We start from the raw sequence: 13400 nt of genomic DNA, 5'->3' as shown, positions 1-13400 counted from the left end.
TTTCAATCGGTCTAAGGTCATTCAGGGAGAAAGAGATTTGCAAGGTCTCTGTATTCTCTCCCGAAATGCAGTTCAGGTGTATTCCTGACCTGCTTTTTTTAGTCTAAAGTCGAGGCCTACGGAATCCCGAAGGTTTCAGTACCCTCGTGAACGGGTAAATGGCCTTATCCGATCGGTATTGAAATCCGACCAAGATTGACCGGTACGGGTCAATCTCGAGCGATCCTGAAGGTATGCTCCGTGCGCCCGCGGAAGGTCTCGCCGGGCCGTAATACTACGGAAGGAAATTCCAGCCGGTTCGGCGAGTCGGGGAAGTGTTGCGTTTCGAGGCAGAACGCGGACCGGCGATCGTCCGCGAGTCCGTATTTAAGCCGGTGCAGGGACCGCAGGTAATTTCCGGAGTACAACTGAAGGCCCGGTTCGGTGGTATAGATCGCCATCTCGATGCCGCTCCGATCGCCGACGGCCACGGCCGCCAGAGAGCGATCTTCCCCGCGATCTACAAGCGCGAAATTGTGATCGTAGCCGTCACCGTAACCGAGTTGTCGGTTGTGATCGTCGATCCGTTCCCCGATCGCTGTCGGTGTCGTGAAATCGAAAGGCGTTCCCTTCACGGGGGCCAGTTCTCCCGTCGGGATCAAAAACTCATCGACCGGCGTGAAACGCGCGGCGTTGATAAAAAGGGTATGCTCCATCGCGGAGCCGATTCCCTGTCCGTTCAGGTTCCAATAGGCGTGATTACACACGTTCAGCACCGTCGGCGCGTCGGTCGTCGCCTCGAAGGAGATCGACAGCGTATCGCCCTCGATCGAGTAACGGACTGTCAGAGCGACATTGCCCGGATACCCTTCTTCGCCGTCCGCGCTCAGGTAGCGGAGACCGATGGCCTCGGGCGAGGTTTCCACCACTTCCCACACGCGGGCGCTGAAACCCGCGGAACCCCCGTGAAGGTGGTTGGGCGGGTTGTTGATCGCCAGGGTATAGTCTTTCCCGTCGAGCGAGAATCGTCCGCGGGCGATGCGGTTCGCGTAACGCCCCACGATGGCACCGTGATAATCTCCGTCTTTCTCGTAATCTTGGATATTGTCGAACCCGAGGACGACATCGCGCGGGGTGCCGTCGCGGTCGGGAACGTACAGCGTGACCAGTCGGGCCCCGTAGTTGGTGATGGCGGCCGTAAGCCTGTCGCCGCCGATCCAGTACAATCGGGTCTCTTTGCCGGCAAGTGTCGCGCGAAAGGAGGCTTCGTTCAGCGCGGCGCGCGGTTCGGGATGTGTGAGGGTCATTGTTATAACTTGAATCCAATCGGGCAATTCCGCGAGGTTTCCCTTCAACAGACCTCTTGCACAATTCGTTTCTGAGGCTCTAAAAACTTCAAAAACCGAATTTATACAAGAAAAATAGATGTTCTCTGAAATTTCTAGCGATAATATTTTTTATTGCTTCTCTTGGCTCCTGATTCTCTGACCACGCGACAATTTTTGAATTCCGCGAGAGGTCTAACGTCCCCGGCGGGTGGAGAGTTCGATCGCTGTCAGGATCGTAACTCGGGTTTCGGTGGATTGACCGATCACCGGAGAAACCCGAATACACGTTTTCGACCGAATTTTAAAATTTCCGGAACGCTACTCGCCCTATCTAGATATTTCTGGAATTTTCGGCACGGACGATTTGATAGGGGAGTCCCGCCCGCGTCCCTCGCTGTCGGCGGTTCGATCGGGGGAAAGGGCGACGAACCCTCGATGGGGTGGTACAGCCCGTTCAATTTCCCGCTATCGATTAAGACGACGTGAACAGCGTGCCGTTCGGTCGGCCCTCGATCGATTGGAAACGCTCTCGATCGAGGGGTAGGGAAGCGGGAACCGATTAACTCTCGCGGAATCGGGAAAAATTGGTATTATTACGGTGATGCCGTATCGAGGAGAGCCGGATCGCGATAGCCGATAGCGCGCTTGACCGAGCGGGGATTTCTGGCGGAAAGGTTAACCGGTCGAGAACATCGCCTCCCCTCAATCCGGGCGAGGTTCGAGAAGGGGTTTCCGTTCCCGAGAAACGGCTCGAAGAATTCGCCCCCGATCGAACGGGAGGGCGAAATCTTTTTAACCCTCGCTTCATTTCAGGGTATACTCGCCCGAACGGCGGAAACGTTCGGGAAACGAGCTACAATTCGGGGACGGAGCCTTCGAGAAATTCGATCGTCAGACCGGAGATCGGAAAACGAATTCGGTAAATTCCCCTTTTTCGAGATTGATTCCCGGCACTTGGAAGATGAAAGACACATTTTATCGACTGCTAGAGGGGCAAAAAATCGGCCATTACCACCTGGAGAATCTGCTAGGGGTCGGTGGGTTCGGGGGAGTGTTTCGGGCGAGCGAGGTGGTTCGCGATCGGGTTTTACGGCAGGTCGCGATCAAGATCATGCCCAATAACGACGAGCGACAGTTAGCGGAATTAATCGCGGCCGTCAATCTCGAACACGAGAACCTGATCCGTAGCTATTCGGCGGGAGAATGCACGATTCTCGATACCGACACGCTCTACCTGGCGATGGAGTTGGCGGACGGAAGCCTGGAGAAACGTTTATTCCGGGGAAGTTTTTCCCCCGACGAGATCCGGCAGTTCCTCCGGGAAATGCTGGCGGCCCTGCGTTATTTACACGATCGGAATCAGGTACACCGGGACGTGAAACCCGCCAATATTTTGCGGGTTAAAGAGTGCTGGAAACTATCGGATTTCGGCTTGATCCGACGGCTAGGCGATCGCGATCACGATCGAACCGCTAATCCCGTCGGCACGATCGCCTATATGCCCCCGGAAGCTTTCGACGGCCACATCTCCCCCGCGTGGGATATGTGGTCGTTAGGAATCCTGTTGGTACTGATGACGGCGAAAAAGTTGCCCTACCGGTTCGACGAGCCGGCACAACTTTTAAAAAAAGTGATGAACGGCGATCTAGAATTGCCCTCTCTCCCCGAAGAGATCCGGCCGATCGTTCTAGGTTGTTTACAGGTGGAGCGCCAGAATCGGTGGACAGCCCGGCAGGCTCTCTCCGCTCTCGACTCCCCGACCCCGGCATTTCCCGTTCCCCCGGTCTTAGCCCCTTCCCCGGCCCCCTCGAAAACCGTCGTTCCCCCGGTCTTACCCCCGTCCCCGGCCCCCTCGAAAACCGTTTCGATCGATTCCCCCGAGGAAATCCCGGCCCCCTCTTCCGACAGCATCCCGAAAAATGTCCCGATCGATTCCTACGAGGAAATCCTCCGATCGCCGACGGGACAATGGTTAGGTTCGATAGAGATGCTTTATATCCCGCCGGGGGAATTTCTCATGGGGTCGCCCTCGGAAGAAATCGAGCGGCATAAAACGGAAAACTCGCTCCATCGGGTCAAAATAGCCGGTTTTTACCTCAGCCGAACCCCGATCACGCAGGCCCAATGGAGAGCGGTAGCCGGTTTACCCCCGGAAGGAAAATCGATCGAGACGAACCCCTCCTACTTTACGGGAGAGGGAAAACCGGTGGAGCGGGTAAGCTGGCAGGATTGTCTGGAGTTTTGCGCCCGACTGTCCGCGCGGACGGGAAAAACCTACCGATTGCCCGCCGAGGCGGAATGGGAGTACGCCTGTCGGGCCGGAACCACGACCCCTTTTTATTTCGGGGAAACCCTATCGACAGAGATCGCGAATTACGATGGTAATTACGCTTACAGTACGGGTGAAAAAGGCTCTTATCGCAAAGAAACGACCGAAGTAGGCATATTTCCGCCGAACGCTTTCGGTTTACACGATACGCACGGGAACGTTTTTGAATGGTGTTTAGATCCCTGGCACGAGAGTTACTGGGACGCGCCGAATAACGGGAGAGTATGGGATGAAAAATATCCGGACGGGTTCTATCGAGATCTTCTCGCCAATTTAAAGGTACTGCTCGCCGATACGAGAACTCGGGTAATCCGCGGGGGGTCTTGGAGTTCTATTCCGAGGTACTGCCGTTCCGCGTATCGCCGTCACTTCGGTCGGGCCAGCGACGAGATCGGTTTTCGGATCGCGAGTGTTCCCCCGAAATCTTAAATAACAATAACGTCAGTTCGGGAGAAGAAAAGGAGGGGGCGATAAGCTGAAAGAAGCGAAACGCTCCGGCATCCCCGTCCTATGTCTAGTTTAGAAGCCAGATCCCGTGATATCGATGATTTCTGCCAATAATTTGAACCTCACTGGTACTCCCGGCTACTCGGTCAAGGGATCGAAACTCGGAAACGAGCCAGAAGTCTCTGTTTAAGCGAAATAATGACCATCCTGGTCACTTTCCACCCAAATCAAACCCGAAACTTCCAACACTACTATCTCAACCACGTTTGTATCTACTGGCGGGACGCGTTCCCCGGATTGCCCGGCTATCAACGCTTTGTTGAATGGATACCCTCGACCTTGTTACCTCTCCGTATATATCTCAAGCGTTGCTTCGGAGAGTGTACGGGGATCGGCTTTCTAGACGCTACCCGTCTGGTAGCCTGCCAGAATCGTCGTATTTCCTCGCACCGAATGTTCGAGGGACTCGCGGCGAGATCGAGTTTTTCGCTTAACCTCGTCGAAACCTGAAAAATCGAATAATACGCCTTACTGAGAAGCTATTATCCGTAAACGCTGGATTATCGATACTATAATCGATCGGCTTAAGAATATCTCCCGAATCGAGCATTCTCGCTACGCGACAACCCACAACAACAAACCGATCGACCAGAAATTCTTCTCGGCTTAAGAATATCTCCCGAATCGAGCATTCTCGCTACGCGACGACCCACAACAACAAACCGATCAACCAGAAATTCTTCATAGAAAGCGATCGATCCCGATAACCCTCGAATCTACTTCCTAATTTCTAACAATGAACCGCGAGCGTCGCGAACCTCCTTTAGAGAGGGATTTTCGCCCCTGTCCGAGAGTGTTCCGTCCGTTCCGAAGAACCCCTAATTTTCTCTTTTAGAGAGGGATTTTCACCGTTCGCCCGAAAAATATAGATTTATTTCCTTTTTCGGGGGATGTCTCGGGGGAAATCGTTCTCTCGCGTCGCCGCCCGATCGGAACCATCAGGGTAGAGTGACGGTGAAAATCGCCGCGACAACCCGGAAAGGATCGCGGTGCCGACCCCGGAAATTATTAATCGCACCAATCATAGATAAAAGTACATATAAAATTAATTAATCATTGACTTGAGTGATCGGTATTTTACAAATCTCGAAAAGCGAGAGACGATAAGTGTTAAGAAAATTCACGTTTCTCCCAATTTCTTTAACAACGAAATCTTATGGTCGCGCTCACGACAGTCAATCCTCGCCAGATCAGCCGTTTAACCACCCAATCGATCGAGATCGGGGCGGAAACGATCGCCCTCCGTTGCCTCGATTGGGATCGTGATCGCTTCGATATCGAGTTCGGTTTAAATAACGGCACGACCTATAATTCTTTTATTATTCGGGGAGAGAAAACCGCCCTAATCGATACCTCCCATCGCAAATTCGAGAAATTATATCTAGAAGAATTAACCCGATTAATCGATCTGCAAAGCCTCGATTATCTCATCATCAGCCACACCGAACCGGATCATAGTGGATTGGTGAAAGAAGTCTTGGAATTAGCCCCGAATGTCACCGTCGTCGGGGCGAAAGTGGGCGTGCAATTCCTCGAAAATATGGTGCATCGCCCTTTCCAACAGATGATCGTCAAAAGCGGCGAGAAATTAGACCTCGGGAACGGTCACGAGCTAGAGTTCGTTTCTGCGCCGAACCTGCACTGGCCCGATACGATCTTCACCCACGACGTGAAAACCGGCATTCTCTTCACCTGCGACGCGTTCGGGATGCACTTCTGTGACGACCACACCTTCGACGAGGAGAGAGCGTTACTCGAAGAGGATTTCCGACTGTATTACGATTGTCTCATGCGTCCCAACGCCCGATCGGTACTCGGCGCGATCAAGAGAATCGAGAAATTCGACCTTCAAACGATCGCCACGGGCCACGGCCCCCTCTTGAAACACCACATCCCCGACTGGGTGGGACGTTACGAAACCTGGAGCCACGAACAAACCGACGCGGACACTCTCGTCGCCGTCTTCTTCGCGGGCGATTACGGGTACAGCGAATCGATCGCCAATCTGATCGGCCAGGGGTTAAGCAAAACCGGGGTAGCGATCGAACTCGTCGATTTCAACACCGCGGAACCCCAAGAAGTTCGGGAATTGGTCGATCAGGCCAAAGGGATCGTCATCGGAATGCCCCCCCAGTCGGGAATTTTCGCCCACACCATCCTCAGTACCATTCTCGCCGCGGTACACGGGAAACAGGCGATCGGCCTATTCGAGTCCGGCGGCGGTGAGGACGAACCGATCTTCCCCCTCCGCAATAAATTACAGGAAATCGGTATTATCGAGGCTTTCCCGCCGATTCTCGTCAAAGAACCGCCCACGGAAGCGATCGAACTGATCGCCGATGAAGCGGGAACCGATCTCGGTCAATGGTTAACCCGCGAGAAATCGATCAAACAGATCAAGGCGATCGATAACGATCTAGAAAAAGCGCTCGGACGTATCAGCACCGGTTTATACCTGATTACCGCTCAAAAAGGCGAGCTATCGAGCGCGATGATGGCTTCCTGGGTCACGCGCGCCAGTTCTAGCCCTCTCGGGGTAGCGATCGCCGTGGCCAAAGAGCGAGCGATGGCCGCGTTCCTCCAGGTGGGCGAATCCTTCGTTCTCAACGTTCTGGCGGAGGATAACTATCACGGGCTGATGAAACATTTCCTCAAGCGTTTCCCGCCGGGCGCGAACCGTTTCGCGAGCGTCAAAACCTACAACGCCACCAACGGATCGCCGATCCTCGCCGACGCGCTCGCCTATATGGAATGCGAGGTCACGAGCCGCATGGACTGTGGCGATCACTGGATCGTTTACTGCACCGTCAGCGCGGGAAGAGTCGCCCGTCTCGACGCGTCCACCGCCGTCCATCACCGCAAAGTCGGGAATCACTATTAAGGGGGCGGGAGTAGGGAGTAGGGAGTAGGGAAGAATACCGATTCCGGAAATGTCGGCTACAGGCCGGGCGCGAGACTCTCGCCCCTACGGGATTCGGGATTTTGCTCCGTCGTCTCATTTTCCAGAATCGGGATAACTTTCTCGAAACTCTTGATTTTTCCCGAAACTACATCCTTTCTAGGTTTATTTCCCGCTCCCTAGCTCTCCACCTCCCCTATCCCACCGTTATCGATTAGGAGATTTTCCATGTACGAACCGATCAAAGCCCCCTCGCTCATGGGTCGAGTTGTTCAAACCCTAGAAATGGTTCAGGATCTGATCGTCATCTGTCTGTGTATCGGTTTGTTTAGCTTCATGGCGTTGGAAGTGTGGGAGATGTTCATGTCACTTCTACCGCCTATCCAGTTTCGCATCATCACGGCGGATATTCTATTCCTGTTGATCTTGGTGGAATTATTCCGACTGTTAATTATTTACCTGCAAGAGAAACGGGTCTCGATCGGGGTTGCCGTGGAAGTCTCGATCGTTTCCGTCCTCCGCGAAGTGATCGTGCGCGGCGTTTTAGAAACCGGTTGGACTCAGGTGTTAGCCGCTTGCGCTTTCTTGCTGGTACTCGGCGCGCTGATGGTTCTCCGGGTCTGGCTTCCCCCTACCTTCGAGGGTATCGATCCCGAACAACAGGTTTCTCGACGCTACCGTCAGCAACACCGGATCAAAGATATGCAAGAAAATCTCAAAGAAAATACCTTGACTAACGGCAGACCGTAACCGGCGATCGGATTCTCTCCCGTACAGAAAAAACCACCCCGCTTAACGACAGACCGTAACCGGCGATCGGATTCTCTCCCGTACAGAAATCGGATGTAAACGCGCGAGTGTACGGACCGGCCACAAAATCTCTACCGATTCCCCTACCCCCCTATTCACCATGTCTCTCTCTACCCTAATTCCCACCCCCGCCCTGCAAAATCGCCCCCGCGATGTGCAAACCGTTCAAATTACCGATAATACCTGGGTTTCCCGTTCTCGAACCTGGGATCGCTTGAAATTTGAAGTGGAATACGCGCGCCAACGGGGAACGACCGCGAATTCCTATCTGATCCGCGGCGATCGAACCGCGATTATCGATCCCCCCGGTGAATCCTTTACCGAGATCTATCTCGCGGAGATCGAGCGCTATATCGACCTGGAACAACTCGACTATATTATCCTCGGCCACGTCAACGCTAACCGTATCGCCACTTTAAAAGCCCTACTCCCGAAAGCGCCCCGAATCACCCTCCTCTGCTCTAAATCCGCGGTTAATACCCTAAAAAACGCCTTTCCCTATCGGAAAATTCAGGGGATTCGATCGGACGAACCCCTCGATCTCGGCCAGGGTCATGTCTTAGACTTTATCCCCGTGCCTACCCCGCGCTGGCCGGATGGACTCTGCTGTTACGATCGCCGTACCCGCGTTCTCTACAGCGATAAATTCTTTAGCGTTCACGTCTGTAGCGATCTCTTCTGGGATGAAAACTGGAAAGAACTCGATGACGATCGCCGCTACTTTTTCGATTGTCTCCACGCGTCACAGTCGAAACAGGTGGAAATCGCCCTGGATAAAGTCAAAGAATTCCCCGCGCGCTATTACGCTCCCGCCCACGGGCCGATCGTCCGTTACAGCCTCAGTCGTCTAACCTACGATTACCGTTACTGGTGTCAGGAACAGAAAACGCGCCCGTTACGGGTGACGCTACTCTACGCGTCCGCCTACGGTAACACCGCGACCATGGCCGGGGCGATCGAGCGGGGATTGCTCGACCACGATGTGGCGGTAGAATCGATGAATTGCGAGTTTACCGACCCCGCGGAGATCGCCCGCTCGATCGAGGCTTGCGACGGCTTTATTATCGGTTCTCCCACCCTCGGCGGCCACGCGCCGACCCAGATCCAGACCGCGTTGGGGATCGTTCTCTCGACCGCGGCGAAAACCAAGCTGGCCGGGGTTTTCGGTTCCTACGGCTGGAGTGGCGAGGCGATCGACCAGATCGAGACGAAACTGAAAGACGCGAACTATCAACTCGGCTTCGAGTCGATCGCGGCCCGTTTCAGTCCCACGGAGAAAATCCTCGCCGAATTATACGAGATAGGGGCGGAATTCGCCCGAACGCTCAAGAAAGCCCGAAAAACGCGCGTTCCCCGGCAAACGCTCACCGATGGCGCGCTCGATCGCACGGCGCGGGCCGCGGCGCGGGTGATCGGTTCCCTCTGCGTCCTCACCACCAAACCGGGCGATCGATCGACCGCCTTTCTGACCTCCTGGGTGTCCCAGGCTAGTTTTAACCCTCCCGGCATCATGATCGCCATCGCCGGGGAACAATCCGCCGATCACCTGATCCAACCGGGCGCGACTTTCGTTTTAAATATTCTCAAAGAGGGGCGGAATCTGCGGAGACATTTCACGACGGTCGCCAATACGGGCGAAGATCCGTTTGTCGGTCTAGAAACGCGGGTCGCGGACAACGGCAACACGATTCTGACGCAGAGCTTGGCCTATTTGGAATGTACGGTAAAAGAGCGTCTACAATGCGGCGATCGCTGGTTACTCTACGCCACGATCGAGCGCGGGGAGGTTCTCGACACGAACGGTATCACGGCGATCGATCGGTGATTTTTCCGGTGGGTTAGGCAAGTGTAACCCACCGGGCTAGTTTCGTACAGGACGTTTCGTACAGGACGGGTGTACTCGCGCGAATCTCTCGATCGGGAGAGGATAAAGCTTCGGTTCTCTTGCATGATTGACAAACCGACGGCCCGTTCATCCCGCGCGGGCCGTGTCGAACCGATCGGATACCCGTTCCCGAAATCATGTTCGTAAACTCCCGCCGGCCGATCGTGATCGCCCTTCTGGTACTCCTGCTCGTCGGCTGTCGCGCGAGAGTTCGGGAACCGGGGACCCTGAACGTTTGGGTTCACTCCGGTCAGAGCGCGGAACGCGAGGTGATCGAGAAACAGGTCGAGCGATTTAACGCCCGGAATCGGGATATCGCCGTTCAACTTACCCTCTTACCGGAAGGCTCGTACAACGCGCAGGTTCAAGCGGCGGCGATCGCCGGGGAACTGCCCGATCTTCTCGAATTCGACGGCCCCTTCGTCTATAGTTACGTCTGGCAGAAGAACCTCATCCCGCTAGACAAACTACTTCCCGCCCGAGTCCGTAAGGATTTACTTCCCTCGATCGACGAGGGGGGAACCTATAAAGGTCGCCTTTATTCGGTGGGAACCTTCGACTCCGGACTCGGATTGTACGGTCGCCGCGGTCTCTTACAGGCCGCGGGAGCGAGGATTCCGACCGCGAACGGGGAAGCGTGGACGGCGGGAGAATTCGATCGCCTGCTCGAAGCGCTCGCGCGAAACGATCCCGACGGGCAGGTTCTCGATCTCAAGCTGAACTATCAGGGAGAATGGTTCACCTACGCGTTTTCCCCGATCCTACAGTCCGCGGGGGGAGATCTGATCGATCGCCGTCATTACCGATCGGCCCGCGGGGTTCTTAACGGTCGAGCCTCGATCGCCGCGATGGAACGCCTGCAATCGTGGATACAGAAGGGATACGTCGATCCCGATATCGATGACGCGGCGTTCGTGGGCGGTCGGGTCGCGCTCTCTTGGTCGGGTCACTGGGTTTACCGAGATTACGCGGACGCGTTCGGGGACGATCTGGTGGTGTTACCGCTCCCGAATTTCGGTAGGGGATCGAAAACGGGCCAGGGATCTTGGACTTGGGGGATCACCGCCAATTGCTCGAACCCGAAAGCCGCCGCGCGCTTTCTAGAATTTCTCCTCCAACCGGACGAGGTACTGGCGCTCGCTTCCGCCAACGGAGCCGTCCCCGGCACGAAACGGGCGATCGTCCGCTCTCCCCTGTACGCGAAAGACGGCCCCCTCCGTCTCTTCGCCTCCCAACTTCTCGACCGGCGGGGTGTCCCGCGTCCGCGAACTCCCGCCTACCCGGTCATTACCGACGCTTTCGGGCGAGCGTTCGATGATATCCGTCACGCCCTCCCGGTCGAGATCGCCCTGAATAAAGCGGTCGAGACGATCGATCTCGATATTCAAGACAATCAAGGCTACCGAGACTCTTCACCAACCTCGCCGTAGAACGGCGAGGATAGCTGGAACCAATTCCGGCAACGTAAGAGGTGAATAGCCCGTAGAGCCGCTAGATGCCACAGACGCGCCGTAACTTCCCTAGTTCGGATTATCTCTAAGCCCGATTGGTCGGGCGTTGGGTAAAGCCAAGCCATGTTTCTAGCGGTGGGCGAAGGGACTAAAACTCCACTCTTGAGGATTATCTCCTTATGCTGACGGGGTGACAAAGAAAGTTCAAAGCCAGAGCCAGCCTAAAGTTGAGCGAAGTATGGTAAAAAAAGAAGTTGCCAGGACAGCAACTTCAGCTAAAACAATCAAATGTTACCAGAAATCTACCAAAAACATCTAGTCACCCGACTGACCAAGACTCAATATCTGATCGTCTCGGTCTTGGTACAATTGCTCTCCATTTATAGATGGGTACGTTTAGAGGAATTAGCGAATAAATTTCCCTCACCGATTTTATGGGAGAGTCGGAGACGGAAACTGCAAAGATTTTTAGACTCCCCGAATTTAACCATAGAAAATATTTGGCTACCGATAATCACGGGCTATCTACGAATGGTTTTTCCGTTAGAGGAGACCCTGTATATCGCGATCGAACGAACCCGATGGAAAAAAAATAATCTGATGATGATCGCTGTGATTATTGCGGGAAGAGCGCTCCCGCTCTATTGGGAATTATTAGATGATGTAGGAAATAGTGATGTCGAAATCCAAAAAACTTTATTGAGCCGAGTTTTGCCGTTATTCGCCGACTATAATAAGGTGGTTTTAGGGGACAGAGAATTCTGTGGTGTAGGGTTAGCGGGATGGCTAAAATGCCAGAAGAACACATATTTCTGCTTGAGATTGAAGAAAAACGAGTATGTAGAAAGAGAAAAAGACATTTGGCTAACGCTGAAAGACTTAGGGGTAGAACCGGGGATGTCGCTCTATTTACCGGGAGTGAAAATCACTAAGACTAACGGATTCGGACCGGTGAATCTGGCGGGCAAATGGAAAAGAAAGTACCGAGGATGGACCGCAAAAGAAGGATGGTTTATTCTCACGAATCTCGATACTCTAGAAGCCGCTCTACTGGCTTATCAAAAACGTTTCGGTATCGAAGAAATGTTTCGGGATTTTAAAAGTGGCGGTTATAATCTAGAAGACACTCTTCTGACCGGACATCGATTGAGTACCTTGATTTTATTGATTACTTTAGCCTACGCGTCCGCTACTTTCTCTGGAGAGATTATTAAGGAACAAGGAAATGCCAAGTACGTGGGACGAGTCAAAGAGAAAGAACGTACTGAACGACGACACAGTGACTTTTATTTAGGAATACACGCGCTCTCTTGGGTGGAATCCCTACAGAAGTTCGACGTAGAAATGCGGGCGTTAATGAATTTAAGTCCGGGGAGACGGGCTAATTATCAACGGGGAATGAGGGCGGCAAGCCTTATCCTATCTGCTTTGTAGCTTTCCTTGTCACCCCGTCAGCTCCTTATGTTAAGAGTACCCGTGATTTCCGGAGAAAATCGACCGTTAATGCCGACCAAAGCGAGTCGGGCGAGACGGTGGATTCAGTCTGACAAAGCGAGCGGTAAATTCAACGACCTCGGACAATTCTACGTCCAACTACTCGAACCGCCGAGCGACACCCGAACCCAACCGATCGCGGTCGGCATCGACCCCGGCAAGAACTACACGGGAATCGGTGTCGTATCCTCCCTTTTCACGCTCTGGACGGCTCACCTAGAACTACCCTTCAAAAGAGTCGGAAAGCGAATGGATAATCGCCGATTAATGCGGCGGGGGCGGAGAGGGAGACGGATCGATCGGAAACTTCCCGTACCACAAAGAGCGCACCGACAGAAACGGTTCTCGAATCGGAAACAGGGCAAATTAGCCCCTTCCATCCGGGCGAACCGTCAACTAGAAATTCGGGTCGTCTCCGAACTCTCGAAAATCTTCCCGATTAGCGATATCTACTTCAAGTACGTCAGAGCGGATGTCGATCTAACATCGGGAAGAGCGTCAGCCAGAGCGGGAAAAGGATTTTCCCCCGTGATGGTCAGACAGAAATGGGCGCTCGAACAACTAGAAAAATTCGGGACGGTTCATGCCCGTTTCGGGTGGCAGACCGCCAATCTCCGAAAACATCTAGGACTAGAGAAATCGAAGAAGAAATCCGAACGTTCTTTCAATAGACCTCCTGCACGAATCAAGAAGAGTGTGCCAGTTCATAATTGAGTAA

The 13400-nt window shown here is 53.8% G+C and carries 9 protein-coding genes and 1 pseudogene; 9 read left to right on the top strand and 1 reads right to left on the bottom strand.

The window, feature by feature from the left end; all coding sequences use genetic code 11:
* Window positions 1-209: 209 nt before the first annotated feature.
* A complete protein-coding gene (locus V0288_RS24000) occupies window positions 210-1334 on the bottom strand; it encodes an aldose epimerase family protein (RefSeq protein WP_332867720.1) in 1125 nt (374 codons plus the stop codon).
* A gap of 934 nt (window positions 1335-2268) precedes the next feature.
* On the opposite strand from V0288_RS24000, the gene V0288_RS23995 reads away from it, so the two are divergent.
* From V0288_RS23995 to V0288_RS23955, 9 genes and pseudogenes are all read left to right on the top strand, one after another.
* Entirely contained in the window at window positions 2269-4065 is a 1797-nt protein-coding gene (locus tag V0288_RS23995; protein ID WP_332867719.1) for a bifunctional serine/threonine-protein kinase/formylglycine-generating enzyme family protein, read from the top strand.
* Window positions 4066-4281: 216 nt separating this feature from the next.
* The gene (locus V0288_RS23990) at window positions 4282-4593 is read left to right on the top strand and encodes a transposase (RefSeq protein ID WP_332867718.1); all 312 of its coding nucleotides are present in this window, start codon (window positions 4282-4284) and stop codon (window positions 4591-4593) included.
* Window positions 4594-4624: 31 nt separating this feature from the next.
* On the top strand, window positions 4625-4753 hold the full coding sequence (locus tag V0288_RS23985; RefSeq protein ID WP_332867721.1) for a transposase: 129 nt from the start codon (window positions 4625-4627) through the stop codon (window positions 4751-4753).
* A gap of 546 nt (window positions 4754-5299) precedes the next feature.
* Window positions 5300-7024, top strand: coding sequence for a diflavin flavoprotein (locus V0288_RS23980; protein ID WP_332867717.1), 1725 nt, complete (start codon window positions 5300-5302; stop codon window positions 7022-7024).
* Between the two features lie 246 nt (window positions 7025-7270).
* Window positions 7271-7792: a phosphate-starvation-inducible PsiE family protein gene (locus V0288_RS23975; RefSeq protein WP_332867716.1), complete on the top strand. Its 522-nt coding sequence runs from the start codon at window positions 7271-7273 to the stop codon at window positions 7790-7792.
* Between the two features lie 160 nt (window positions 7793-7952).
* The gene (locus V0288_RS23970) at window positions 7953-9677 is read left to right on the top strand and encodes a diflavin flavoprotein (protein WP_332867715.1); all 1725 of its coding nucleotides are present in this window, start codon (window positions 7953-7955) and stop codon (window positions 9675-9677) included.
* Between the two features lie 197 nt (window positions 9678-9874).
* Window positions 9875-11167 carry an ABC transporter substrate-binding protein gene (locus V0288_RS23965; protein ID WP_332867714.1) on the top strand — a complete coding sequence of 431 codons (1293 nt, stop codon included), beginning with the start codon at window positions 9875-9877 and terminating at the stop codon, window positions 11165-11167.
* 309 nt (window positions 11168-11476) lie between these two features.
* Entirely contained in the window at window positions 11477-12622 is a 1146-nt protein-coding gene (locus V0288_RS23960; RefSeq protein ID WP_332867713.1) for an IS4 family transposase, read from the top strand.
* 27 nt (window positions 12623-12649) lie between these two features.
* Window positions 12650-13345 (top strand): annotated as a pseudogene (locus V0288_RS23955) (RRXRR domain-containing protein); the annotation flags it as partial.
* Window positions 13346-13400 lie beyond the last annotated feature (55 nt).

The organism is Pannus brasiliensis CCIBt3594 (assembly GCF_036688125.1).
GTDB lineage: Bacteria > Cyanobacteriota > Cyanobacteriia > Cyanobacteriales > Microcystaceae > Pannus > Pannus brasiliensis.
The sequence above is the reverse complement of the archived record's forward strand: the minus strand, read 5'-3'. Positions and strand labels throughout refer to the sequence as shown.